Origin of the sequence: Pseudomonas sp. WS 5059 (assembly GCF_012985525.1) — a bacterium.
In the GTDB taxonomy this organism is placed as follows: domain Bacteria; phylum Pseudomonadota; class Gammaproteobacteria; order Pseudomonadales; family Pseudomonadaceae; genus Aquipseudomonas.
This window is the reverse complement of sequence record NZ_JAAQWO010000009.1, coordinates 1-25,984: the sequence shown is the minus strand read 5'-3', so window position 1 is coordinate 25,984 and position 25,984 is coordinate 1. Positions and strand designations below refer to the sequence as shown.

At 58.0% G+C, this 25,984-nt stretch carries 23 protein-coding genes and 3 pseudogenes; 18 read left to right on the top strand and 8 right to left on the bottom strand.

Annotated features, from left to right (window positions below; genetic code table 11):
* Position 1: 1 nt before the first annotated feature.
* Positions 2–787: an enoyl-CoA hydratase-related protein gene (locus HBO12_RS23935; RefSeq protein WP_169953344.1), complete on the bottom strand. Its 786-nt coding sequence runs from the start codon at positions 785–787 to the stop codon at positions 2–4.
* 262 nt (positions 788–1,049) lie between these two features.
* Between HBO12_RS23935 and HBO12_RS23930 the strand changes: the two genes are divergently transcribed.
* The 4 genes from HBO12_RS23930 to HBO12_RS23915 all read left to right on the top strand — a co-directional run bounded on the left by HBO12_RS23930 (position 1,050) and on the right by HBO12_RS23915 (position 5,409).
* Positions 1,050–1,889: an IclR family transcriptional regulator gene (locus tag HBO12_RS23930; protein WP_169953341.1), complete on the top strand. Its 840-nt coding sequence runs from the start codon at positions 1,050–1,052 to the stop codon at positions 1,887–1,889.
* Between the two features lie 67 nt (positions 1,890–1,956).
* Positions 1,957–3,111, top strand: a complete 1,155-nt coding sequence (locus HBO12_RS23925; RefSeq protein ID WP_170043404.1) for an acyl-CoA dehydrogenase family protein — start codon at positions 1,957–1,959, stop codon at positions 3,109–3,111.
* Positions 3,112–3,194: 83 nt separating this feature from the next.
* A complete protein-coding gene (locus HBO12_RS23920) occupies positions 3,195–4,469 on the top strand; it encodes an MFS transporter (RefSeq protein WP_170043403.1) in 1,275 nt (424 codons plus the stop codon).
* Between the two features lie 187 nt (positions 4,470–4,656).
* On the top strand, positions 4,657–5,409 hold the full coding sequence (locus tag HBO12_RS23915) for an alpha/beta fold hydrolase (protein WP_169953333.1): 753 nt from the start codon (positions 4,657–4,659) through the stop codon (positions 5,407–5,409).
* 66 nt (positions 5,410–5,475) lie between these two features.
* Here HBO12_RS23915 and HBO12_RS23910 read toward each other — a convergent pair whose 3' ends face one another.
* Positions 5,476–6,987 (bottom strand): nucleobase:cation symporter-2 family protein, encoded by a 1,512-nt coding sequence (locus tag HBO12_RS23910; protein ID WP_169953331.1) that lies wholly within the window; start codon positions 6,985–6,987, stop codon positions 5,476–5,478.
* A gap of 172 nt (positions 6,988–7,159) precedes the next feature.
* Here HBO12_RS23910 and HBO12_RS23905 point away from each other — a divergent pair, with 172 nt between their 5' ends.
* Complete coding sequence (locus tag HBO12_RS23905; protein ID WP_076961310.1) at positions 7,160–8,110, top strand: LysR family transcriptional regulator; 951 nt, start codon at positions 7,160–7,162, stop codon at positions 8,108–8,110.
* 143 nt (positions 8,111–8,253) lie between these two features.
* Positions 8,254–9,087 (top strand): nucleoside-binding protein, encoded by an 834-nt coding sequence (locus HBO12_RS23900; RefSeq protein WP_170043402.1) that lies wholly within the window; start codon positions 8,254–8,256, stop codon positions 9,085–9,087.
* Here the strand turns inward: HBO12_RS23900 and punC are convergent.
* On the bottom strand, positions 9,084–10,268 hold the full coding sequence (gene punC / locus HBO12_RS23895; protein ID WP_170043401.1) for a purine nucleoside transporter PunC: 1,185 nt from the start codon (positions 10,266–10,268) through the stop codon (positions 9,084–9,086). The two genes, HBO12_RS23900 and punC, sit on opposite strands and share 4 nt — an antisense overlap.
* Before the next feature lie 122 nt (positions 10,269–10,390).
* Here punC and punR point away from each other — a divergent pair, with 122 nt between their 5' ends.
* Positions 10,391–11,308: a DNA-binding transcriptional activator PunR gene (gene punR, locus HBO12_RS23890; RefSeq protein WP_169953328.1), complete on the top strand. Its 918-nt coding sequence runs from the start codon at positions 10,391–10,393 to the stop codon at positions 11,306–11,308.
* A gap of 99 nt (positions 11,309–11,407) precedes the next feature.
* A pseudogene (locus tag HBO12_RS23885) lies at positions 11,408–11,608 on the top strand (LysR substrate-binding domain-containing protein); the annotation flags it as partial.
* Here the strand turns inward: HBO12_RS23885 and HBO12_RS23880 are convergent.
* Both HBO12_RS23880 and fabV read right to left on the bottom strand, forming a co-directional pair.
* On the bottom strand, positions 11,605–12,228 hold the full coding sequence (locus HBO12_RS23880; protein WP_170043400.1) for an HAD family hydrolase: 624 nt from the start codon (positions 12,226–12,228) through the stop codon (positions 11,605–11,607). The pseudogene HBO12_RS23885 and the gene HBO12_RS23880 overlap by 4 nt on opposite strands.
* A 99-nt stretch (positions 12,229–12,327) precedes the next feature.
* On the bottom strand, positions 12,328–13,521 hold the full coding sequence (gene fabV, locus HBO12_RS23875; RefSeq protein WP_169954153.1) for an enoyl-ACP reductase FabV: 1,194 nt from the start codon (positions 13,519–13,521) through the stop codon (positions 12,328–12,330).
* Positions 13,522–13,849: 328 nt separating this feature from the next.
* Between fabV and ppnN the strand changes: the two genes are divergently transcribed.
* From ppnN to HBO12_RS23865, 3 genes and pseudogenes are all read left to right on the top strand, one after another.
* A complete protein-coding gene (gene ppnN / locus HBO12_RS23870; protein ID WP_169954154.1) occupies positions 13,850–15,223 on the top strand; it encodes a nucleotide 5'-monophosphate nucleosidase PpnN in 1,374 nt (457 codons plus the stop codon).
* A gap of 108 nt (positions 15,224–15,331) precedes the next feature.
* Positions 15,332–15,433, top strand: a pseudogene (locus HBO12_RS28490) (AbrB/MazE/SpoVT family DNA-binding domain-containing protein); the annotation flags it as partial.
* An 84-nt stretch (positions 15,434–15,517) separates the two neighbouring features.
* On the top strand, positions 15,518–15,892 hold the full coding sequence (locus HBO12_RS23865; RefSeq protein ID WP_170043399.1) for a hypothetical protein: 375 nt from the start codon (positions 15,518–15,520) through the stop codon (positions 15,890–15,892).
* Between the two features lie 115 nt (positions 15,893–16,007).
* Here the strand turns inward: HBO12_RS23865 and mqo are convergent, their stop codons facing one another.
* Both mqo and HBO12_RS23855 read right to left on the bottom strand, forming a co-directional pair.
* On the bottom strand, positions 16,008–17,654 hold the full coding sequence (mqo, locus tag HBO12_RS23860; protein WP_169954289.1) for a malate dehydrogenase (quinone): 1,647 nt from the start codon (positions 17,652–17,654) through the stop codon (positions 16,008–16,010).
* A 275-nt stretch (positions 17,655–17,929) separates the two neighbouring features.
* Positions 17,930–18,556, bottom strand: a complete 627-nt coding sequence (locus tag HBO12_RS23855) for a TetR/AcrR family transcriptional regulator (protein ID WP_170043398.1) — start codon at positions 18,554–18,556, stop codon at positions 17,930–17,932.
* A gap of 108 nt (positions 18,557–18,664) precedes the next feature.
* Between HBO12_RS23855 and HBO12_RS23850 the strand changes: the two genes are divergently transcribed.
* From HBO12_RS23850 to HBO12_RS23825, 7 genes and pseudogenes are all read left to right on the top strand, one after another.
* Positions 18,665–19,735 carry a sugar phosphate isomerase/epimerase family protein gene (locus tag HBO12_RS23850; RefSeq protein ID WP_169954158.1) on the top strand — a complete coding sequence of 357 codons (1,071 nt, stop codon included), beginning with the start codon at positions 18,665–18,667 and terminating at the stop codon, positions 19,733–19,735.
* The gene (locus tag HBO12_RS23845) at positions 19,732–20,622 is read left to right on the top strand and encodes an alpha/beta fold hydrolase (protein WP_170043397.1); all 891 of its coding nucleotides are present in this window, start codon (positions 19,732–19,734) and stop codon (positions 20,620–20,622) included. Before HBO12_RS23850 ends, HBO12_RS23845 begins: the two co-directional genes overlap by 4 nt.
* Before the next feature lie 142 nt (positions 20,623–20,764).
* Positions 20,765–21,313 (top strand): cytochrome b, encoded by a 549-nt coding sequence (locus tag HBO12_RS23840; protein WP_170043396.1) that lies wholly within the window; start codon positions 20,765–20,767, stop codon positions 21,311–21,313.
* Positions 21,314–21,696: 383 nt separating this feature from the next.
* Complete coding sequence (locus tag HBO12_RS23835; RefSeq protein WP_170043395.1) at positions 21,697–22,176, top strand: GNAT family N-acetyltransferase; 480 nt, start codon at positions 21,697–21,699, stop codon at positions 22,174–22,176.
* 337 nt (positions 22,177–22,513) lie between these two features.
* Positions 22,514–22,728, top strand: a pseudogene (locus HBO12_RS28485) (hypothetical protein).
* 97 nt (positions 22,729–22,825) lie between these two features.
* Positions 22,826–24,259 (top strand): hypothetical protein, encoded by a 1,434-nt coding sequence (locus tag HBO12_RS23830; protein WP_170043394.1) that lies wholly within the window; start codon positions 22,826–22,828, stop codon positions 24,257–24,259.
* A gap of 294 nt (positions 24,260–24,553) precedes the next feature.
* Entirely contained in the window at positions 24,554–25,879 is a 1,326-nt protein-coding gene (locus HBO12_RS23825; RefSeq protein ID WP_170043393.1) for a HEPN domain-containing protein, read from the top strand.
* On the opposite strand, the gene HBO12_RS23820 is transcribed toward HBO12_RS23825, so the two are convergent.
* On the bottom strand, positions 25,876–25,984 hold a 109-nt coding region (locus HBO12_RS23820), incomplete at its 5' end, for an IS3 family transposase (protein WP_138762977.1). The two genes, HBO12_RS23825 and HBO12_RS23820, sit on opposite strands and share 4 nt — an antisense overlap.

Genomic DNA, 25,984 nt, shown 5'->3' with positions numbered 1-25,984 from the left:
GTTATTCCCCGAGGTAGTTGGGTGTGCGTTTCTCGAAGAACGCCGCGGCGCCCTCCTTCTGATCCGCAGAATCGAACAGCAATTGGAACGCCTTGCGCTCCAGTACCAGGGCGCTTTCCAGCGGCAGGTCGGCGCCCGCAAGCATCACTTCCTTGATCTGCTCCACCGCCAGCGGCGGCAGCGCGGCGATCTGCGCCGCCAGCTCCAGGGCTCGTGGCAAGGTCTGGTCGTCGGCCACCACCTCACTGAGCATGCCCATGGCCAGGGCTTCGGGGGCCTTGACCATGCAGCCAGTCAGGGCAATACGCATGGCCTGGAATTTTCCCACCGCACGCACCAGGCGTTGTGTGCCGCCGGCACCCGGCATCAGGCCGAGCTTGACCTCAGGTTGGGCAAAACGCGCCGATTCGCCGGCCACGATCATGTCGCAATGCATCGCCAACTCGCAGCCACCGCCCAGGGCAAAGCCGTTGACCGCAGCGATCACCGGTTTCGGGCAACGGCTGATGGCTTCCCACAGGTACTCGGTGTGCCGGCGATACATCTCGATAGGACTGGCGCTGGCGAACTCCTTGATGTCGGCGCCCGCCACAAAAAACTGCTCGCCACCGGTCAGCACAATGACGCGCACATCCCGGCGCCGGGCCAAGGCACGAAAGTGCCCGGCCAGTTCCTCCCGCACCTGGGCGTTAAGGGCGTTTTTGACGTCGGGGCGATGGATGCGCACCACGGCAACGCCATTGTCCTGGACGTCGAGGTAGACCACGGGTTGATCAGGATTAGCCACATGTACTCCTGCTGCAATGTTCTTGTTAGTGCGATCAACGTTAGTTTCGCTATGCGAAATAACATTCCGTATTTAGCCATGATCATAGGTATCGACCCGGCGGGTGTAAATGCAAAAACCGCAACGCCCAATGAAATCTCGGTTAACTCATTGTTTATTGAAGGTTAATTAGGAACGCACGGAGAAAACCAATCAGTTGCTTAGTTTCGCACTGCGGAATACAATTTTGTTTTGTTGATTTTATAAAAAAAGAGGGACTACCATGCGCCGCACACCAGAGGCACCTGCAGGCAGCAACGGGTTCGAACATCTGCGGGTGGATCCGATGAATAGCGAGGAGGAGGAAGACAAGGACCGCCAGTTCATCACGGCCCTGGCCCGTGGCCTGGAACTGCTGCGCTGCTTTACCCCCAGCGAAAGCGTGTTGGGTAACCAGGAACTGGCGCGCAAGACCGGCCTGCCCAAGCCGACGATTACCCGCATGACGCACACCCTGACCCGCTTGGGTTACCTCAAGCACCTGCCGCAGTCGGGCCGGTACCAGTTGGATGTGGGGGTGATGGCGTTTGGTTACGCGATGCTTTCCAACCTGTCGGTGCGGGCCGTGGCCCACCCGCTGATGGAAACCATGGCCAAGTACGCCCAGGCCGCCGTCGCAATGGCCACCCGGGACCGCCTGGACATGGTGTACCTGGACGTGGTCCAGGGCGAAGCGAACATGACCATGCGCCGCCAGGTCGGTACGCGCCTGCCGCTGCACTTGAGTTCGGCGGGCCGAGCTTGCCTGGCGGCGATGCCGGAAAACGAGCGTGAGTTCATGCTCGACCATATCCGCCAGCGCCATCTGGAGGATTGGCCGACGATTCGCAAAGGGCTGGAGCGCGCGTTCAGGGACTACACCGACTTCGGCTATTGCATGTCGATCGGGGAGTGGCACCGCGATGTCAACGCCATCGCCGTGCCCATGCTGCACGCACAACATGGGCTGTTGACGTTCAACTGTGGCGGGCCGAGTTTCCACCTTTCCCGGGAAAAACTCGAAGACGACATCGGGCCGCGTCTCAAGCACATGGTCAACAACATCGAGGCCGCCGCCCGCTAGACAGATCGGTGCACGGCCTCGGCAGATCAAACAACAGGCCCGCCGAACGGGCCGCCGAGGAATGCACATGATCCGAGACCCGCAAACGCTGCATCTGCTGCTGGACTCCATTCGCCAGTTCGTCAATGAAGCGCTGATCCCACGGGAAAACGAAATCGCCGAGGCCGATGAGATCCCGGCGGACATCGTCCAGCAATTCCAGGACATGGGCCTGTTCGGCCTGACCCTGCCCGAAGCCTATGGCGGCCTGGGTGTGACCATGGAAGAAGAAGTCTGCATCGCCTTCGAGCTGGGGCGCACCTCGCCGGCATTCCGTTCCTACTTCGGCACCAATAATGGCATCGGCTCCATCGGCATTCTGCTGGACGGCACCGAGGCGCAGAAACAGCACTACCTGCCCAAGCTGGCCAGTGGCGAGTTGCTCAGTTCGTTCTGCCTGACCGAACCGGACGCAGGCTCCGACGCCGCCTCGCTGAAGACCACCGCCGTGCGCGATGGCGAGCATTACCTGATCAATGGCACCAAGCGCTTTATCACCAATGCGCCCCATGCCGGGATTTTCACGGTGATGGCCCGCACCAACCCGGATATCAAGGGCTCGGGCGGGATCAGCGCGTTTATCGTCGAGCGCGATACGCCGGGTGTGTCCCTGGGCAAGCGCGACCACAAGATGGGCCAGAAAGGCGCCCATACCAGCGACGTGATTTTCGACAATGTGCGGGTCCCCGTCGGGCAACTGATCGGCGGCGTCGAAGGCGTAGGGTTCAAGACCGCGATGAAGGTGCTCGACAAGGGCCGCCTGCATATCGCAGCGGTCAGCGTCGGCGCCGCCGAGCGCATGCTCGACGATGCCCTGCACTACGCCATCGACCGCAAGCAATTCGGCCAGCCGATTGCCGAGTTCCAGTTGATCCAGGCGATGCTCGCCGACAGCAAGGCTGAAATCTATGCGGCCCGCTGCATGGTGCTGGACGCGGCGCGCAAGCGTGACGACGGCCTGAACATCGGCACCGAAGCCTCCTGCGCGAAGATGTTCGCCACCGAAATGTGCGGCCGGGTGGCAGACCGCTGTGTGCAGATCCATGGTGGCGCAGGTTATGTGAGCGAGTATGCGATCGAACGGTTCTATCGCGATGTACGGCTGTTCCGGCTGTATGAGGGTACGACCCAGATCCAGCAGTTGGTGATTGCACGCAACATGATTCGCGAGGCCCAGCACTAACCCCGCCTCTACGGTGGGAGCCGGCAAGCCGGCTCCTACAAGCCCCCATAAACCGTGCCCTACAACTACAACAAGGTATCGCTATGGAAGTCGCCGCATCGGCGGGTGCGTTGTCGCCCGCAAAAAACAACCTGTGGATCATTGTTTTCATTTTCTGCTTCCTCGGCCTCTTGATCGATGGCGCAGATTTGATGCTGCTGTCCTACAGTCTCAGCAGCCTGAAAGCCGAGTTCGGCCTGACCAGTGTCGAGGCCGGCAGCCTGGGCAGTTTCACCCTGGCCGGGATGGCGGTCGGCGGGATTTACGGCGGCTGGGCCTGTGACCGCTTTGGCCGGGTCAAGACCGTGGTGTGGAGCATCGTGCTGTTCTCGGTGGGCACCGCGATCCTTGGCCTGACCCACAGCTACTGGCAGTTTGCGGCCACCCGTTTCTTCGCCTCCCTCGGCCTGGGCGCGCTGTATGTCGCCTGCAACACCCTGATGGCCGAATACGTGCCGACCCGCTATCGCACCACCGTGCTTGGCACCTTGCAGGCCGGCTGGTCGGTGGGCTACATCGTCGCTACCTTGTTGGCCGGCTGGATCCTGCCGGACCACGGCTGGCGCTGGCTGTTCTACGTGGCGATCATCCCGGTGATCCTCGCCGTGCTGATGCAACGCCTGGTGCCGGAGCCCCAGGCCTGGCTCAACGCCCAGGCCGAACGCGCGCGGGAAAAAGCCGAAGGCACCCAGCGCGTCTCGGCGAAAAAGCCCGATGGCATGTTCAAGCTGATTTTCAGTGATCCCAAGGCCAGCCGCATGTTCCTACTCTGGGCGCTGACCGCAGGCTTCCTGCAGTTTGGCTACTACGGGGTCAACAACTGGATGCCGTCCTACCTCGAAGGCGAGTTGGGGATGAACTTCAAGTCGATGACCAGCTACATGGTCGGCACCTACGCGGCAATGATTTTCGGCAAGATCCTCGCCGGCCTCGCGGCCGATCGCCTGGGGCGGCGCGTGGTGTTTGCCTTCGGCGCATTGGGGACGGCGGTGTTCCTGCCGGTGATCGTGCTGTACCAGAGCCCGGAGAATATCCTTTGGCTGCTGATTGTCTTCGGCTTCCTGTATGGCATTCCCTACGGCGTGAACGCGACCTACATGACCGAGAGTTTCGAGGCGAAATTCCGCGGCTCAGCCGTGGGCGGCGCCTACAACATCGGGAGGATCGGCGCGGCGGTCGCGCCGGCGGCCATTGGCTTCCTGGCGTCCCACGGCTCGATTGGCGTGGGCTTTTTGGTGATGGGCGCGGCGTACTTCATCTGCGGGGTGATCCCGGCGCTGTTCATCCGCGACAAGCAGTTTGACCCGCAAAAACAATAACCCCGCTGTCGGCGCCGGCTTGCCGGCGATAGCGGCGCGTCAGGCCAATACGCTATCGCCGGCAAGCCGGTTTCTCCAATGGGCACTCACACCAATCCCCCTGGAAAACCTAGCCGTTTTGCCAGTTACTTAAACGTTTTGTTCAAACTATCGTGTACCCCACCAATTTTTGATGGCAGGGCCGGAAATGGAATTCATCGAACAGATCCGCCAGGGCTACGCCGCCTTTCGCGGTTACCAGACCTGGTACCGCGTGACCGGCAATCTCGACAGCGGCAAGACCCCACTGGTCGTCCTCCACGGCGGCCCCGGTGGCACCCATGACTACCTGGACGCCTTCAAGGACGTGGCCGCCAGTGGGCATGCGGTGATTCACTACGACCAACTGGGCAACGGCCACTCCACCCACCTGCCCCACCAGCCCGCCGGCTTCTGGACGGTTGAGCTGTTTCTCGAAGAGCTGGACAACCTGCTCGACCATCTGCGCATCAGCGACCATTACGCAATCCTTGGGCATGCCTGGGGCGGCAGGCTCGGCAGTGAACACGCGCTTCGCCAACCCCGGGGCTTGCGCGCCTTGATCGCCGCCAACCTGGCGGCCGGCTTCGATGACCAACCCTTGTGCCGGATCAACCCGTGGCCCGAAGAAGTGGCACGTACCTTCGCCCAGATGGCGGCCGATCCTACGGTTTACAACGCCCTGCACGGCCCGATCAGCATTGGCCGGCTGACGCAGATCCAAGTGCCAACCCTGATAATTTCCGGGCGGCATGACCAGGCCACACCGCTGGAATTCAAGGCGTTCCTCGATGAAATCGCCGACGTACGCGCAGCGCTGTTTGAAGACTCCAGCCATATGCCCCATGTGGAGGAGCGCCAGCCGTGCATGGGCACGGTGGTGAAGTTTTTGGATGAGGTGTGCTCACCAACGGTCTTCTAAACACCACCAATCAAATGTAGGAGCGGGCAAGCCCGCTCCCACATTCAGTTTTTTGCGGTGTTTTGGCTACACCTCGCTCGTTTCAGCCCGCCCCGCCACCGTCGCTTTCTGCAGTGATGCATCCACCAGCGGGATCTCCTTGCCCTCGGCATCAAACAATTTGCCCTTGCTGAAATAATCCCCGTCGCGCAGCGCCGCCACATCCTGGAAGCACAGGCTGCGCTCGGTGCCGGCGACGAACACCGACTGCTGGTCCGAGTTGCCGGCAGTGAAGTGGTTGAACGCCAGGTTCAGCAGGATCGCCATGATCGCCGAGGAACTGATCCCCGAGTGGAAGATGGTCGCGAACCAGCTGGGGAACTGATCGTAGAAGCTCGGCGCGGCGATGGGGATCATGCCGAAACCGATGGAGGTGGCGACGATGATCAGGTTCATGTTGTTACGGTAATCAACCTTGGACAGCGTGCGTATACCACTGGCCGCCACGGTGCCAAACAACACGATCCCGGCGCCGCCCAGCACCGAGGTCGGTACTGCGGCAATCACCCGGCCCATGAAGGGCAGCAGGCCAAGGATCACCAGGAACAGGCCGCCCGTGGCCACCACATAACGACTCTTGACCCCGGTCACCGCCACCAGGCCGACGTTCTGGGCGAAGGCGCTTTGGGTGAACGAACCGAAGATCGGCGCGAACATGCTCGACAGCATGTCGGCACGCAGGCCGTTGCCCAGGCGCTTGGAGTCAACCTTGGTGTCGATGATCTCGCCCACCGCCAGAATGTCCGCCGAGGTTTCCACCAGGGTCACCATGACCACGATGCACATGGACAGGATCGCCGCCACATGGAAGGTCGGCATGCCGAAATGGAACGGCGTAGGGAAGCCGATCATCGGGCCCTGGGTCACGGTAGAGAAGTCCGCCATGCCCAAAAACACCGCGATCAATGTGCCAAACACCATCGCCAGCAGGATCGACAGGCGCGAGATGGTGGCGCTGCCCACTTTGCTCAGCAACAGCACCAGCACCAGGGTGATGGCCGCCAGGCCGATGTTCGGCATGCTGCCAAAATCAGCGGCACGGCTGTTACCGCCCATGGCCCAGCGGGCGGCGACCGGCATCAGCGTCAGGCCGATGGTGGTAATCACGATCCCGGTCACCAGCGGCGGGAAGAACTTGGTAATTCGCGAGAATATCGGGGTAATCAGCAGCCCGATCAGCGACGCGGCCATCACCGCCCCCAGGATCGCCGGCACACCGCCTGCGCCATCGCTGCCGACAATCGCCACCATGGTCGCCACACCGGCAAACGACACCCCTTGCACCAAGGGCAACTGACAGCCAAAAAACGGCAGGCCCAGGGTTTGCAACAGCGTGGCCAGGCCACCGGCAAACAACGACGCGGCGATCAACAGGCCAATATCGGCGGGGGATAACCCGGCCGCCTGGCCGACAATCAACGGCACGGCCACGATACCGCCGTACATGGTCAGTACATGCTGCAGGCCGTAAGCCATGTTGGCAGCGACGCCAAGATTCTCATCTTCTGGCCGTTGCGGTGACGCCTTCGGGATAGTCATGGTGAGGGGATCTCTGTTTTTGTTGTGCGCTCACTGTATGCAATAGAAAGATTGGATGTCCATAGAGTTGTATACAATCATTTCCACAAGATACCCGGCATCGACGTTACAAAAATCCATTCAGCCGCCCTGCCCCAAGGCTTGAAGCCGTGCCCACAAGGATCTGAAAAAAATGCTCAACCGCACGCTGCGCATCCACTCTGCGGCCATTTGCTACTTCGATATGGTCCGCCGCTGCCATTCGATCCGCGAAGCTGCGCGCCGGCTGAACGTGGCGTCGTCGGCGGTGAACCGGCAGATTCTCAAACTTGAAGACGAAGTCGGCGCGGCCTTGTTCGAACGCTTGCCCGGTGGGTTGCGCCTGACCGCTGCGGGGGAAATCCTGACCCGCCATGTCACCCTGGTGTTGCAGGATGTGGAACGGGTGCGCGGCGAACTGGAAGGCCTGAACCAGGTGCAGACCGGGCATGTGGAAATCGCCACGGTGGAAGGCGCGACAGTGGAGTTGCTGCCAGCCGTGCTCAAGCGCATGCGCCAGCGCTACCCGGCGGTGACCATCGGGGTGACCGTGCAGGGTTCACAATCGATTCCGGCGGCGGTGATCAACGGCCAGGCAGACCTGGGGCTGGCCTTTGCCCTGCCACGCAGTGCGGAAACCACACAGTTGTGTGTCGGGCATTTCCGCCTGGGTGCGTTGGTGGCACCGGGACATCCACTGGCCTCACACGCCAGCGTCAGCTACACCCTGTGCGCTGAACACGGGGTGATCCAGGCCAACAGCGAGCTGTCGATCCATCACCTGATTGCCCCGCTGCACAAACGTTCGCCGGCTGCGCACAAGCCGTTGCTGCAAAGCAACTCCATGGAACTGGCGCGGCAGTTGGCGCGCCAGCAATTGGGGGTGGCGTTCCAGACGCGGATCGGGATCGAGGCCGATTTGGCCAGGGGTGAGTTGCTACACATCCCCTTGAGCGACCAGGGCGGGATGTTCAGCGACCTGGGGCTGTATGCGCGCAAAGGTCGGGATTTGCCTACGGCGGTGGAGTCGATGGCCCACCTGATCAGCGAGGAAATCGCTTTGCGCGAACGCGAAGAATCACCCTGTACACCGCGTATTTCCTGACCTTCAGGCCAGCTTCAGTGCTGCCGATTCGGCAGCAGCCCAGTCGATATTCTGTTCTTTGAGCAGCACGGCGGTTGTGTCGATACTGCGCCCGGCGGCCCCTGCACGGCTGCCATGAGCCAAACGCCAAAGGAACTAAAACAATGAAAAAGGCACTGCACGGCGCAACCGTATTACTCACGCTCCTCGGCGGCGGGGAGGCTGTCGCGGTGGAATGGATGAACAACAGCGTAGGATTTCGCTACGGGCAACAGTTCACCAATCCGAACAACCCTGACGATTTCAGCAAGCGCATCTACAGCTTCACCCACGCCAGCGGCTACCAGTACGGCAGCAACTTCCTACATCTCGATGTATTCCTGTCCGACAGCCGCGATCCGCGCAAGGGCACCGATCACGGTGGCAGCGAGGTGTATGCGGTCTACCGGCACCAGTTGTATGCATCACGGGTATTCGACATGCCGCAGGGCACCGGGCTGATCAAGGATTACGCGCTGACCCTGGGGTTCGACGCCAACCGCAACAACAACCTGGCGTCGGCGAAAAAACGCGCCCTGGTGATCGGGCCGACCCTGAAGTTCAATACGGTCGGGGTGCTGGACCTGAGCCTGATGTACTACAAGGAAAACAACCATTCCGGCATCCCAGGCGCGAAAGATCCGAACCACACCTTCGACGACACCTACATGCTCAACCTGACCTGGATGCGCCCGTTCGAGCTCGGCAACCATGGCGCGAAGTTCCAGGGGTTCATCAACCATGTCGGCGACAAGGGCCACGACTACAACAGTCGCGACACCGCCGCAGAAACGCTGATGCGCACGGCACTGATGGTCGCCGTCCGGCCGGGCAAAAGCGTCAAGCCCAACCTGTACCTGGGCGTGGGCTACGAATACTGGCATAACAAGTTTGGCGTGGACGGCGGCCGTGGCAGCCGCACCTCAACGCCAACCCTGAATATGGAAGTGACGTTTTAAGCTGCCGCCAACTGCGACTCGTCCGACTTGGGCCGCGCCAGCCAGTAACCCAACACCGCCAGCGGCGCGGTCGCCAGCATCACGATCACCGTGACCAGCAATGGCTGCTCCAGCAACGACGACACCAGCAGGCTGGCGACAAAGCACAAGCCCAGTTGCAGGGTGTTTTGCAGTGCCGCAGCCTTGCCGGAGTTTTCCGAAAACGGCATCAGCGCATTCGCCACTACAATCGGGTAGCTGGCGCCGTTGACCAGGGCCATCAAGCAGAACGGAATCAGCAAGGTGGTCAGCGTCGGCACCGTCAAGGTCGCTACCAAATACAGCGCCACCATGCTCACGCAATACGCCACCAGCAACCAGGGCAACAAGAGTTTGCCCTGGAACCGTTGCAAGGCGCTGCGGCAACTGTAGCCACCCACCAGAAACGCCAGGGTCGGCAGCACATAGCTCAGGCCGATGTCATTAGGGCTGTAACCCATGCCACCGAGAATAAACGGCGAGGCCGTGAGCCAGGCGAAGAAGCTGGCGGAGCACGCGGCGAAGATCAGCACATTGCCGATGAACACCCGCGACTTGAACAGTTGCCCGTAGCTCAGCCGGGCTTTTTCGCCGTCGGCGGCCAGGCGTTTGGGCATGGATTTGAGAAACAGGGTCGGTAATAGCAGCAACAGCGAGATACCCAGCAACACGGCGAAGATCGCCTGCCAGCCCCAGTGATTCAATACCACCGCGCCCAACAGCGGCGCCAGCGCCGGTGACAGGGACATCAGCGGCATGATGCTGGCAAACACCCGGTGCGCCTTGTCAGCCGGGTACCGGTCAATCACCAGCGCCTGCCAACTGACTGCGGCGCTGCACACCCCAATCGACTGTACAAAACGCAAGGCCAGCAGTTGCGGCGCGGTCTCGACCCAGAACATCCCCAGGCAGCCGAGCACGAACAGGCTCAGGCCGGCCAACAGGATCGGCTTGCGTCCCAGGCGATCAGACAGCGGGCCCCAGAGCAGTTGCCCCACGGCAAAACCGGCGAGGAAGATGCTCAAACTGGCCCCCACCGCACCGGGGGAAATCTGCAAGTGTTCGCCCATGGCGCCGAACGCGGGCAAGTACATATCCATGGCCAGATAGCCGAGCATGCTCAGCCCCGCCAGGTACCAGGTGAAACCAAAAGAGTTTTTCATTGAAGCCTTGTTAGTCCTGCCATCAAACAATTTGCTGACTGGCGCCTATTATGAGGCTGACAGTTGCGCTGTGAAGCGATAATAATTGAACACTCTTATCAATATTTTTGAAGGCAATGCCCATGTGGTCCGAATACTCCCTGGACGTGGTGGATGCCGTGGCCCGTCACGGCAGCTTTAGCGCCGCCGCCCAGGAACTGCACCGCGTACCCTCGGCCATCAGCTACACCGTACGGCAAATCGAGGAGTGGTTGGCGGTGCCGTTGTTTATCCGTCGCCACCGGGATGTGGAACTGACCCCCGCCGGCCGCCTGTTTATCGACGAGGCCCGTGGCGTGATGAAAACCATGCTGGGAACCCGCCGACTGTGCCAGCAAGTGGCCAATGGCTGGAGCGGCCAGCTGAAAGTGGCGGTGGATTCCATCGTCAAACAGCAACGCTGCCGGCAACTGGTGCTGGATTTCTATCGCCAGTTCCCGGAAGTGGAACTGCTGCTGGAGTACGAGGTGTACAACGGTGTGTGGGATGCCCTGGCAGACGAGCGCACCGATATTGTGATCGGCGCCACCAGCGCGGTGCCGGTGGCCAGCCACTTCACGTTTCGCGACATGGGCTTGTTGAACTGGCTGTGCGTGGTCAGCGCCCGGCATCCGCTGGCACAGGTCGAGGGTTTGCTCAGCGACGATCAATTGCGGCCCTTTGCGTCGCTGTGCATGACCGACACCTCACGCAACCTGCCCAAGCGCGACACCTGGACCCTGGATAACCAGCGACGCCTGGTGGTCCCCAACTGGGCCTCGGCCATGGATTGCCTGCAGGACGGGCTGTGCGTGGGCATGGTCCCGGCGCACCTGGTGCAGCCATTGATCGACAGCGGCGAACTGGCCGCCCTGGAACTGTCCCGGCCCTTCCCGGCCAGCCCGTCCTGCGTGGCCTGGGCCCAGGACAAACTGTCACCGGCCATGGCCTGGCTCCTGGACTACCTGGGGGATAGCCAGACCATGAACCAGGAGTGGCTCAACGGGCCCGTTTCACAGTAACCGAGCGATGCCCCGCACAATCATGGGCGGCCTGGGGTGAAGAGCTTGGCCACGCAGGCGCACCGATAGCCCGTCGCTGGCGGCCATGGTGCCCAGGGTGCGGCCGTGGAAGGCATGGGCATCGTGATGCTGCCCGACGCGCTGGTTGGCGCCGACCTGCAGGCCGGCCGGCTGGTGGCGCTACTGCCAGGCTATCAGTCACCCTCGCGCTCGATGCACCTCTTATATGCACAGGATCGCTATCGCCTGCCCAAGCTGCGGGCCTTCGTCGACTTTGCGATCGAACAATGGGCGCGCTAGAAACTCACTCCCAGGGCCTGTAGCTCACGACGGGTCTGCGCGGGTGATACGTGATGAATACCGTGCCAGCCCAGGGCGCTGGCGGCATGGGCGTTTTCGGCCACATCGTCGATAAACACCAGCTCCTCGGGCTGGATATCCGGCAGATGGGCGCACACCTGGTCGAGGCTGGCATGGTAGATCGCCGGGTCAGGCTTGATTAGCTTCACCTCGCCGGACACCACGATATTGCGAAAGTGTTTCAGGAAGGGATAGTTGGCGCGGGCGTAGGGGAAGGTTTCTGCGGACCAGTTGGTCAGGCCGAACAGCGGCACTTTGGCCTCATGCAAGTCTTCGAGTATCGCCACGCCGTCGGCGAGCGGGCCGCGCAGCATTTCATGCCAGCGGTCGTAGTAGGCCCGGATCAGCGCCTCATGTTGCGGGTGTTTGGCAATCAGGCTGTGGGTGCCTTCAGCCAGGGTGCGTCCAGCGTCCTGTTCGGTATTCCAGGCCTGGGTGCAGATGTTCTCGAGGAACCATTGGCGCTCCTCGTCACCGGTAATCAGTTTGCGGTACAGATGCTGCGGGCTCCAATCGAACAGGACACCGCCAAAGTCAAAAACTACTGCACGAATCGTCATGAAGATCCTCCGTTAGCCGAGTGTGATAACGGACGCAGTCTGGCACACCGAGGTCAAGAAGGGGCAAGCAAGGAAAGGTAGGACGGCTCCTACAAGGGGTTAAGCCTGGACCAGACCTTCGATCTTCACGGTCGGATTGACGTCAGCGTCGTAATCCACGCCATCAATCTCAAAACCGAACAGGCGCAGGAACTCTGCCTTGTAGCCGGCAAAATCGCTGATCTCGTTGACATTGTCATCGGTCACCTGGTTCCACAGCGCCGCCACGGCGTCCTGGACTTTCGGTTCCAGCTCAGCCAGGTCGGCACGCAGGCGGCCATCGGCGTCAAGCTTCGGCTCGCTGCCGTACAGGCTGTCCTTGAACAGGCCGTAGACCTGCTCGATGCAGCCTTCATGGGTGCCCTGCTCTTTCATCACCTTGAACAGCAGCGACAGGTACAGCGGCATGATCGGGATCGCCGAACTGGCCTGGGTAACCACGGCCTTGAGCACCGAGACACGGGCATCGCCCTTGAGTGCGGCGAGGTTGTCGCGCAGGGTCAGGACTTTCTTGTCGAGGTCTTTCTTGGCCTCGCCGATGGAGCCATTCCAATAGATATCCTGGGTCAGCTTTTCGCCCAGGTAGGTGAACGCGGTGGTCTTGGCGCCTTCGGCCAGCACGTCGGCGTCACGCAGGGCGTCGATCCACAGCTGCCAGTCTTCGCCGCCCATCACTTTGACGGTGCCGTCGATTTCTTCCTGGGTCGCCGGCTCTAGCGTGGTGTCGACCACAACGCCCTTGTCGGTGTTGATCCCACGCAGGGTCACGGCCTTGCCGATCGGCTTGAGGGTGGAGTTGTGCACCACGCCCTGCGGGTCGGTACGGCGTGGCGCGGCCAGGCTGTAGACCACCAGGTCGATCTTGCCCAGGTCTTTCTTGATGGTTTCGATGGTCAGGCGCTTGATCTCGTCAGAGAACGCATCGCCATTGATGCTCTTGGCGTACAGGCCTTTTTGTGCGGCAAACTTGTGGAAAGCGGCGCTGTTGTACCAGCCTGCAGAGCTGAGCTTGCCTTCTTCGCCTTCTTTTTCGAAAAACACACCAAGGGTGTCGGCGCCACAACCAAAAGCGGCACTGATACGCGCAGCCAGGCCGTAACCGGTGGACGCACCGAGCACCAGGACTTTCTTCGGGCCGCCTTCGATGGCACCGTGCTGGGTCACGTAGTCGATCTGCTCTTTGACGTTCGCTTCGCAGCCAACAGGGTGGGCGGTCACACAGATAAAGCCACGAACCCGCGGTTTGATGATCATAAAATTTCTGCCTCTTCCAAGGTGCCGATGGCCAATGGTGGCCATTACGGCGTCAATCGTACTGGTCTATGACGTCCGAAAAACCGAAGCGTCACGATAGTCGCAATTCTTCTGTTCGCAAAATCCAATCCACACTGGCCAAAGGCACTATATTTTTCCGACAAGGGCGTGAATTCAGCAAATTCTGCGGCATGATGAGGCAGAGCGGAGTTTGCGTCCTGCCTGTAGGGCAGGGAAAATGCCCGTCCTGTGCGACCGTATTCGGCGCTCGTCATCCTCATGCCACTGGCTGTTCAGCGCCCGGTGGCTGCGCTTTCAGGGAATAAGAATGCCTCAACGCCAAGTCATCAATGCCTCCGTCAGCCCCAAGGGCAGTCTCGAAACGCTGTCGCAACGTGAAGTCCAGCAACTGAGCGAAGCCGGTTCCGGCAGCATCTATACGCTGTTTCGCCAGTGCGCCCTGGCAATTCTCAACACCGGCGCCCATATCGACAATGCCAAGACCATCCTCGACGCCTACAAGGACTTTGAAGTACGCATCCATCAACAGGATCGCGGCGTGCGCCTGGAACTGTTGAACGCGCCCGCCGACGCGTTCGTGGATGGCGAAATGATCGCCAGCACCCGGGAAATGCTGTTCAGCGCCCTGCGCGACATCGTCTACACCGAAAACGAGCTCGATAGCCAACGCATCGACCTGAGCACCTCCCAGGGCATCACCGACTACGTGTTCCACCTGTTGCGCAACGCGCGTACGCTGCGCCCCGGTGTCGAGCCGAAGATCGTGGTGTGCTGGGGCGGGCACTCGATCAATACCGAAGAATACAAATACACCAAGAAAGTCGGGCACGAACTGGGCCTGCGCAGCCTCGATGTGTGCACCGGTTGCGGCCCTGGCGTGATGAAAGGCCCGATGAAGGGCGCGACTATTTCCCACGCCAAGCAACGCATCACCGGCGGGCGCTACCTGGGCCTCACTGAGCCTGGCATCATCGCCGCCGAAGCGCCGAACCCGATCGTCAACGAACTGGTGATCCTGCCGGATATCGAAAAACGCCTGGAGGCCTTTGTGCGTGTCGGCCACGGCATCATTATCTTCCCGGGCGGCGCCGGTACGGCCGAAGAATTCCTGTACCTGCTGGGCATCCTCATGCACCCGGACAACCGTGACGTGCCCTTCCCGGTCATCCTCACCGGGCCAAAACAGGCAGCGCCGTACCTGCAACAGTTGCATGCGTTTGTCGGCGCGACCCTGGGTGAGGCGGCCCAGGCCCACTACCAGATCATCATTGATGACCCCGCCGAAGTCGCCCGGCAGATGACCGCGGGCCTCAAGTCCGTCAAACAGTTCCGCCGCGAGCGCAACGATGCCTTCCACTTCAACTGGCTGCTGAAGATCGACGAAGGCTTCCAGCGCCCGTTCGACCCGACCCACGCCAACATGGCCAGCCTGCAACTGAGCCATGCCCTGCCGCCCCATGAACTGGCGGCCAACCTGCGTCGGGCGTTCTCGGGGATTGTGGCGGGTAACGTCAAGGACAAGGGCATCCGCCTGATCGAACAGAACGGCCCGTACGAGATCCACGGCGACCCGAGCATCATGAAGCCGCTGGATGAGCTGTTGAAGGCGTTTGTGGAGCAACACCGGATGAAACTGCCCGGTGGCGCGGCGTATGTGCCGTGCTATCGCGTGGTGCAGTAAGGCACATCGCCAGATCATAGGTTGGATTGCTTTAGGGCTGTCGGATGGGTGTCGAGGGTATGAAGGCGGACTAAGGTTTTACCTATTCAGACCAGCGACACCTACCATAGCGTCCAGGACCTCAAGGGCCTGATCCGCAAACCCGCCACGGCCGTCAGCATTGAACAGGTGAGCCAGGCAGTCGCCGCGCAGGGAGCAAAAGCGCGATGATTGGCCAGGATACCTTGGCGTTGCTGCAACGGACCTGCTTTGGTAAAACCTGTGTTCCACCGCCCTTATTAGAGACTGCCCAACGTGCGCACGCTTCTGCTCGCTGCCCTGCTCCTGACACCCACCCTCGCCCTGGCAGAAACCATCGCCTGGCCGGACCTTCCAGAGACCTGTTTCGTCAGCGGCCGTTCTGCCACCAACGACGATGTCGACAATGGCTGTGCGGCGTTTCTGATCAATGTGAAAGGCAAGGCGGCAGGCACGCCCATCAAGCTGGAAATCCCCCAATACGCCATGCACGTCGAAGCGGGTACAGGCAAGGAGACGCCGGTGATCATCATCCAGGCGGAAGAGAACGGCGAGATCAAGGCGGTTGGGTACAAGGAGCTAGGTACCGAACAATTGGGGGCGGCACTGCTCAAGGAAGTGCGGCTGCTGGGAACGAAAAAGCCCGGCTAAAGCCAGCCCAGTTGCGCTCCAATAAAGCTCCACAATCAAAAAACCCGCTGACCGTTACCGGTTCAGCGGGTTTTTAACTGGCGACTCAATCCTGTTTCAGGACCTCGTCAACCGCTTACAGCGCGATGTCAGCCGCCGGCTTGCTCGGCTCGGCCGCAGGCTTGGCAGCCTCGGTCGCCTGTGGGGCAGCCATTTGCGGAATGGCTGGCGGAGGCGTCAGTTGCAGAACCTTGGCAGTGTAGGCCCATTCTTGCGCAACCCGCTCAGGGCTGCCGTTCAGCTTGGTGCCATAGCTCGGCACGATCTGCTTCAGCTTTTCCTGCCAGGCCGGGGTAGCGACCTTGTCCTTGAACACTTTTTCCAGCACGGTCAGCATGATCGGCGCTGCCGTGGACGCACCTGGCGATGCACCCAACAGGCCGGCGATGGTGTTGTCGGCGGAGCTGACCACTTCGGTACCGAGTTTCAGGACGCCGCCCTGCTCTTCGTCACGCTTGATGATCTGCACACGCTGACCGGCTTGCCACAGGCGCCAGTCTTCTTTCTTGGCGTTCGGGAAGTACTCTTGCAGCGCCTTGAAGCGGTCGTCATCGGACTGCATCAGTTGGCCAGCGAGGTACTCGACCAGTGGGTATTCACGAATACCGACTTTGGTCATTGGCCAGATGTTGTGGGTGGTGGTGCTGGTCAGCAGGTCCAGGTACGAGCCTTCTTTGAGGAACTTGGTGGAGAAGGTCGCGAATGGGCCAAACAGGATCACGCGCTTGCCATCCAGCACGCGAGTGTCCAGGTGCGGTACCGACATCGGTGGCGCGCCAACCGAAGCTTTACCGTAGGCCTTGGCCAGGTGCTGTTCGGCAATCGTTGGGTTCTCGGTCACCAGGAACGAGCCACCCACCGGGAAGCCTGCGTATTCCTTGGCTTCAGGAATGCCCGACTTCTGCAACAAGTGCAGGGCACCGCCGCCCGCGCCGATGAATACGAACTTGGCGTCGGTCTCGGTCTTGCTGCCGTCTTTCAGGTTTTTGTAGCTGACACGCCACGAACCGTCGGCGTTCTTGGTGATGTCCTGCACTTCGCTCGACAGTTTCAGGTCGAACTTGGGTGTGGTCTGCAGGTGAGCGACGAACTGGCGGGTGATCTCGCCGAAGTTCACGTCAGTACCGATTGGTGTCCAGGTCGCGGCGATTTTCTGGTTCGGGTCACGCCCTTCCATCATCAGCGGAACCCACTTTTTGATCTGTACCGGATCTTCGGAATATTCCATGCCAGCAAACAGCGGGCTCGCCTGCAGCGCTTCGTAACGCTTTTTCAGGAACTTGATGTTGTCATCGCCCCACACAAAGCTCATGTGCGGAGTGGAGTTGATGAACGAACGCGGGTTCTTCAGAACGCCTTGCTGAACCTGCCACGACCAGAACTGGCGGGAGATCTGGAATGCTTCGTTGATCTCGACCGCTTTCGGGATCTCAACGGTGCCGTCCTTGTTTTCCGGGGTGTAGTTCAGCTCAGCCAGGGCCGAGTGACCGGTACCGGCGTTGTTCCAACCATTGGAGCTCTCTTCGGCGACGCCATCCAGGCGCTCGACCATCTCCATCGACCAATCCGGCTGCAGCTCATTGAGCCATACACCCAGGGTCGCACTCATGATGCCGCCGCCGATCAGCAGCACATCGACTTTCTTTGCCTCTTCCGCCTGGACGGAAGTAATCCCCATCGACAAAGCCAGACCCAGCAGGGCAGTGTTCACTTTTTTAAACATCGTAGCACCTATGATAAAACGCCTTCCGCCCTACCGCCCTCGACCTTCCGGCAACCGTGGTGCGCCAAACATCAGGCAACGTCTGGCGGGTTCCCGTACTCGCAAGTACTGCAGGGTGGGCACACAAGGCCGACGTATCGACCTCACTTTTATGTCCCTTCTGCGCTGACTTCTTATCATTATTGGCTTCAGCTACCTCGGCGACAGCTACCCTGCCGGTACGCATTCGGGAGTGCGTACCAGAGAGAGAATAGACCAAGATGGCGCGCAGAATATCATGCTCCGGCGGGATCGGGCGTCTGTTCTGGACTTGACGGTCGTGTTGGCAACAGGCTCAGCGCCACCTCGACAGACTGGCGAAGACGCTCAGGTGTAACGCCATCCCTCGCCTGGATGGAAATACCGTGCAAAAAGGTCGCATAAAAGTCCCCCAGTGCCTGCACGTCGGCAACCACGCCAAGCTCGCCGCTTTCCTGCCCGCGCTGCAACCTGTCGATAATCGACTGGGTACGTTGCAGACGGTGCTCGCGCAGCCATTGCTGAACTTCGGCGCCGTCCGGGCTGGTACTGCTTGCGGCACTCACCACCAGGCAGCCGCCGGGCCGACCCGATTGCGTGTAAGTGCTGATGGCATCGTCCAGCATGCCCCTGATCGCGCTTTTCAGGTCTGCCTGCGCCAGCGCATAGTCGGCAAAACCACCCTCGCCGCTTTCATATAACGCCACCGCCTCACGGAACAGCGCCTGCTTGCTGCCAAAAGCGGCGTAAATCCTCGCCGAGGCAATGCCCAGCGCCTCAACCAGCGCCGACATGCTGGTGCCCTCGTACCCTTGTTCCCAGAACAACAACATGGCGCGCTGCAATGCCGCTTCCCTATCAAATTCGCGCGGACGTCCGGCCATTAATTGCTTACCTGTGGGTGTGATTTCATCACTTTAACCCATATCGAGTTAACGGTAATGAATGGACGGGCCTATTCTTTGTCAATCGACAAACAATAGGAACACATGATGCGTACGCTTAAAGGACCCAGTTTGCACCTGGCACAATTCAGTGCCGCCGAGCCGCCTTTCAACAACCTGGAGAACATCGCTCAGTGGGCCAAGGCGCAAGGCTTCAAGGCGCTGCAGATTCCGGCCTGGGACAGCCGACTCTTCAATATCGAACTGGCCGCGCAAAGCCAGGCGTACTGCGATGACATCAAGGGCATGCTCGGCGACCACGGCCTGCAGATCAGTGAATTGACCAGCCATATTTTTGGCCAACTGGTGGCGGTGCATCCTGCCTACGACGCGTTGTGGGACGCATCCATTCCAGCACCGCTGCGGGGCAAACCCCAGGCCCGTACCGAATGGGCGATCGAACGCATGAAATGGACCATCACGGCCTCGCAACGGCTGGGCCTTGAAGACCTGGGCACGTTTTCCGGCTCCCTCGCCTGGCCCTATCTGTTCCCCTTCCCGCAACGCCCGGAAGGTCTTATCGATGCTGCATTCGATGAGCTGGCCCGACGCTGGCGACCGCTGCTGGACCTTGCCGACGAGCAAGGCGTCAACCTCTGCTACGAAATCCACCCCAGCGAAGACCTCCACGACGGCACCAGTTTCGAGCGTTTCTACGAACGGGTTGACCAGCATCCGCGCTGTCGGATCCTGTTCGACCCCAGCCACTTCGTGCTGCAACAACTGGACTACTTGAGCTACCTCGACATTTACCAGTCGTTCATCCGCATGTTTCATGTCAAGGACGCCGAGTTCAACGCCACCGGCCGCCAAGGTATCTACGGTGGCTACAGCGACTGGGCCAACCGTGCCGGGCGTTTTCGCTCACTGGGTGATGGCCAGGTGGATTTCAAAGGCATTTTCTCCAAACTCGCCCAATACGACTATCCGGGCTGGGCCACGCTGGAATGGGAGTGCTGCTTGAAAAACCAGGAGGACGGAGCCCGCGAAGGCGTCGAGTTCATCAATCGACATATCATTAAAGTCACCGACCGGGCCTTTGACGACTTCGCCGGTGCGCCGGTCGATCAGCGGCAGATCCAGGCCATGCTCGGCCTTCAGCACGAGGCACGACCATGAACGCTCGCACCGCCCTATCCCTCGATACCAGTGACGATTTCACACACCAATACGTGCGAATCGACGGCAAGAAAATCCACTGCGTCATGGCCGGCGCCGGGCAACCGGTGTTGCTGGTCCCGGGCTGGCCACAAACCTGGTACGCCTTCCGGCATATCATGCAAGCCCTGGCAATTCAGGGCTTCCAGGCCATTGCCGTCGACCCGCCAGGCCTGGGCAACTCAGACCGTCCTGCACTGGGCTTCGACACCGGCAATATTGCCGACGTGCTCCATCGGACGATGCTGGGGCTCGGCATCCCGCGCTATCACCTGGTCGGGCACGATGTCGGCATGTGGATCGGCTATGCGCTGGCAAGTGACCAGCCACACGCCGTGCGCACACTGACCGTAACCGAAGCCGTCATACCCGGCCTGGCCCCACCGCCGCCGATTTTTGTTGCGCCGGAACAAAACATCTTCCTGTGGCACTTCCTCTTCAACCAGATCCAGGACCTGCCCGAAGCCCTCACCACCGGGCGGGAGGAAACGTACCTCAACTTTATGTTCGACCGCTGGTCATTTCACCGCGACTCCGTTGCGTCCGACGTCTACATTCGCGCCTATTCGACACCCGGTGGCTTGCGCGCAGGGTTCGACTATTACCGCGCAATTCCCGAAACCATCCGGCAAAACACCGAGCGCGCTACCCGCATGCTGGAAATGCCGGTACTGGCCATCGGCGCCGAACACGCCACTAACGACGCCCCCCTGGTGACGCTCCAGGGGCACGCAACCGACCTGCGCGGGGCGATCATCGCCGATTGTGGGCATTTTGTGATGGAGGAGGCACCGCAGGCATTCGTGGAACATCTGCTTGGTTTTCTGCAGGCGCATCCTGAAAGCTAAAGGCTCAGGCCAGAGGAGTGACGGAACAACCTCGGGCGTGCTGGAATCAGGAAAGTCGATGGGAATCATCAAGTTTTTATGGTTTTCAGCCCTGCCCAATTGTCGATAATCGCGCCCACTCAAAAGGGAGGCGCGTATCCAGATGACACAGGCAAAAAGCTATACAGCCACGGCAAAGTGGCTGCACTGGAGCATGGCACTCATCTGGATTGCTGCCTGGCTGGTGGGAATCGTGGCCGTTCACTGGCGCGATGAATTAAACCCGCAGCATCAACTCACTTTTTTACACAAGGCGATGGCTACCACCCTGCTGTTGCTTATCGTCCTACGCATCGCCTGGCGCCTGACCCATGCAGCGCCGGCGATGCCCGACACCATGACACCGATGGTCAAGCGTGCTGCGCTCATTGGCCACCTGTTGCTGTATATCGTGGCGCTAGTCGGACTGCCGATTTCAGGCTGGTACTGGAGTTCGGTGGCGGACAAACCCATCCTGGTTGCCGGCTTATTCCTACTACCGCCGCTGGTGGAGGCGGATAAGAGTCTCTATGACCTGGCAAAGGCAATTCATACCTACAGCGCGTGGTTATGCGGTGCTCTTGTGGGAGGGCATGTGATGGTGGCGCTGAAGCATCACTTTGTTGATAAGGACAAGGTACTGGCGGGGATGCTGCCGGGGCGCATCGACTGATGTGGGAACGCCCCGGATACCCGGCCTCAACGAGGCCACTCCGTTCCTGATAAACTGATCGCCCTTCGCCTTCCCCGTCCAGATACTTCAATGCCCCTACAAATTGCATCAATGCCACTTTCCCGCCGGTTTTCGGTTGCGCCGATGATGGATTGGAACTACTAAGCCAAAGAGTCTTTAAAACAAAGGCCTACAGCTCACCCAGCTTTAGCTCGTACCACTTATGTACCACTGGACTCCTTTCGATCCATACCTACGCCCTGACTAGCCGCCTTAGGCATCAGGCAGATAACGGCCAGAAGCGGACGTACGCGACACGAGCTTGGTTGCCCCTTAATCTTTTTTGTGAGAGGTTGAGGGACGCTGATTCATCAAGGAAGATCATGGACATTCGATCGACAGAAACAGAGGATTGGATGCTACTAAAGCAAGTCCGACTCGCCGCGCTTTTGGACACGCCAACGGCATTTGGTGTCAGTTATCAAACTGCTGCCGCATACACTGATGAACAGTGGAAAGTTAGAGCCTCATCAACCGGAACAGCATTTTGGCTGGCACTCGACAAAGGTAGACCTGTCGGAATGATCGGTGCCGCAGTCAATAGTGCACATCGCTTTAACTTGATAGGAATGTGGGTTGATCCTGCTGCCCGGGGCTCAGGAGTAGCAACTCAGTTGGTAGAAGTTGTGAAAGCTCGCGCTACCGCGGAAGGCTTTGATCGCGTTTTTCTCGACGTATCGCCCGACAATGCGAGAGCCTCGAACTTCTATCTCAAGCAAGGTTTTATTTTCATGGATGAATGGGAGCCGTTAGAAAGTCATCCGTATATTACGGTTCAGACGATGCTCTGGATCGGAAGCTGATTCACGAGTTCGCTCTTAGCCGGATGTCCCTTAGAGGTCGGCTCCTGCACGTCACAACGGAAAGAAACCGGCCAATTTCTATCGACGCTGACCGGCCGCTTAGGGTCGATTGCTGCCAGTCAGGCGCAAAATCACCAGCTTTATCGGTGATGGATTGGAACGACTAATCCTACAGCCCTTAAAAAACGGGTACTAGAGCACCTTCGCCACCCACCTGTACCACTTTCGTACCAGCGCTACTCCCGCTCACTTACCCCGCCTCCCTTTTTCGCTGGCTTTCGCAAATCCGAGAGTTGCCACTGCTATGCTTGATTTCTCTCAAAACGAGCTGCATACCATGGCAAGCGAATACTCACTGACGGACGTGCTGGAACGGCTTTATCAAAATCAACAGCCCTGGAAGCCGCTGTGATGGAGCTGACTCTTTGGGCTGAGCAGCAAAAGGCTTTAGAAGTGGGTGAGAATGTTCGAGGGGCGCTTCACACGATCGGTGAAAACGCGGGCCACATCAAACAAGGCTTGGCTCGATTGGGAAGGGCAGACCGCACCTAAATGTCAGTTATCAGCCAAAAGCAGTCATTCATTGCTCCCCAAAATCAGCGACGATTCACAGTTCAATCTACTCACCGATAACAAATGAGCCACTATCATGGAAGGTACCCCAACGAAACAAACCAAAAATCGCCGCCCCCAAACGTGGTCGCGGAACGAGTTGATACTAGCTCTTGACCTTTTTATGCGTCACCCAGGAGAAAATCTTTCAGAAGATCACTCCGATGTTGTAGAACTGTCCAACTTCTTGAGACGGATGGGGGAGCTAATGGGGTGGCCTATGCCCCAAAATTTCCGTAGTCCAAATTCAATTGGAATGAGGCTTGCGAACTTCAGCCATCTCGATCCCTCGCACATAGACGCGGGTCTTCAGGGGCTTCCCAATGGGGGCAAAGGGTGCGACCTCGTATGGAGAGAGTTTTTCGGTTTCCCCGATAGATTAGCGTCAGAAGCCGCGACTATCCGAGCTGAAGTGGAAGCGGGCCATATCAACTCAATTAGCCACAGTTCGGCAACAACGACAGTAACGAGTTATATCACCCGCCTCTGTCAAAATGGCTCCAATTGGCAGTACCCCACCAGGAGCGCAGCCGAAGCATCCAATACTTTTTTCTCAAGGCACGGCTATGGCCATGAGGAATGGCTTTTTCGATTCGAATGGCAAATTGGTGGCTGGCAATATGGTTTTCTTCAAGGAGTAAATAAGGGCTGGGAGTCACGGCTAGCCCGTGGTGAGCGTGCAGGTGATGTAGTGCTTTACACCCTTACTCCCGATGGGCGTCGCTATGTGGCCCGCATTCGCCATATCGAGTTCCTAGATGAAGCTCAGGGCATTGCGGCCTTGGATCACTACAAGCGCGTAGGGTGGTATGACCGCATGCTGGAGGAAATAGACATCGTAGCTGGTGACAGGAGTGGCTTAGGGAACGGTGAATGGGCCCCTTACGTATTGAATGTTCGTTTTCGCCCAGAAGATGTTGAGTGGTATCCGCCAAACACATTTGCCAAGGCTGGGGATCCCGTGCAGCACTACAATCGGTATCAGCTCATTGAGCTCAATCACGAAGACTCCCTGCCAGAAACAGTTAATACACGCCGTCCGGCGCGGAAAGGACAGAATCTCCCTCCCATTCAAGATGGCTATTTCAGGAGTGGCAGTTCCGGACGAGAGTGCTCGCCAGAGCATGGAATAATGCAGACTGCCCTGCATGAAGAGCTGAAGATTGAATACCCTGAGGCTAGCATCGTCTTTGAAGAAAATTTTGTAGATGTCACCGTAACAACGAAGATGGAGAAAATCCTCTTTGAGGTTAAATCAGATTTCTGCACCCGCAGAGTTTTGCGCTTGGCAATTGGTCAACTGCTCGAGTACGCGTACTACTGGAATGAGTTACCAGAAAAAGCGGTTAGGCTGGTTGCGGTTGGTCGGACTGCACTGAGTCCAGAGGACGAGACATATCTCAGATACCTTACGGGAAAATTGAACCTCCCCCTTGAGTATCGCCAGGTCAAGCTGCCGTCTGAGACTTAAGAATGTCTCTAAATCAGTGCCGATGCTCAATCCCATCGGCACTCCTTGAGGCCTTCTCGCTTTCAGATGATGGATTGGACCGTTTTTTATGAAGCCCTATACCTATAAAGGCTGAAAGCCAATAAATTTTGAATACGTACCATTTTTTTACAAGCCAATGTTAGTTTTTGATCGCATGCCCGCCTTAGACACCAATACTACTTTGACATCACGCTGAAGGTTTGATAAATATCTACAATTAGAGCAACACAGAGTTATCTGCCAATTAATCGTCCCAAATAATGAGTGCCAATCTTGAAAGTAGAACTACTTATATTGATTTCTGGCGATGATACATTTTGCAATACTGCTAAGTCGTTCAGTGATTTTTTGAAAATTGACTCACTTATATCCATTACACAAAAAAAAATTAGCTACAAAAGAACCTCGCAAAGTTCAGAACTAGTAAGTGCTAACCTTGAAATTCAAACCAATAAAGTCAAATCAATCAACGAACGCTTTTTTTTGATTATTTTAGAATGTGAAAACACAGATCATATTGATGAGTTCTCTGAACTACTAGATCGTCTAAGGGATATTGTGCAGCGGATATCTCCAGAGCAGTGTACGATTAACACTCTTTGGGATGACGTAGGCCGCTCCTATGCAGAGAGGTCGTACCCAGTCATCAATGAAATCGAAAATCTGATGCGTAGGCTAATAGCCCGCTTCATGCTAATTACCGTGGGCATGAAATGGTCAAAGGACGCTATGCATCCTGATTTATTTTCACAAATCGAAAATTTTGAAGAAGAAGCCCCGTATACTGACGACCTTCAAAAACTTGATTTCATCCAACTAAGCGACGTTTTATTCAAGAAAAAGAGAGATATAAGCCTGGATGATTTTGACAGACTTCTCCAAGCAACTAAATTCAACCAAGAAGACAAAGAAAAAATATTAAAATATATCCCAAAATCAAACTGGGAAAAATACTTCTCATCTATCATTGAAGAAAAAGATATCGATCTAGAAAAAAAATGGGCTTTACTATACAAGTTACGAAACAAAGTTGCCCATAATCGGAGCATAAAAAAAACTGAATACGAAAAGATCAAGGGCCTTACCTCAGCCATTAAAGACATAATCAGCAAAGCCACGGAAAAACTTAGTGAAATAAATATAAACGAGGAAGATCGCGAACAAATAATAAATTCATACCAGCCAGACTCTGCGCTTGCCAGAGGTTATATAAGCGAGAAAGCGGTTGGTGAATATTATATCAAATTAGGCTATCGCTTAACTCCTGACTCTAGAGACATGCCTTTTGATTTCATCGCAACCAAGGGCGAGGAGTCAATTGGAGTCGAAATTAAAACAGCCCAAACACTCAACCTCCATCTTATCGTACTTAACACGCTTGTAAAATATAGCCAACAATGGGCTGATTTTAAAAATAAAAACAAGCTAACTCGAACACGCCTAATTTTTATTGTTACAGATCAGGTTCCAGAAAGCGCCCTTAAAAGACTACTGGAAAGTATTGAAAGAGTTAGTGGGCGACTGAAGGGGCGCATCGAGTTACATATTGGCAAACTAGATGAAGAAAACCAATACATTGAATCGCCCCGGGTTTCCTAGACACTCTCCAGGCTCGCTGCGTAACGCTTTTCAAACTCTACCGGTGACAGCTGATTGTTGAAACTGTGGCGTCGTTTTGGGTTGTAAAACATCTCGATGTAATCG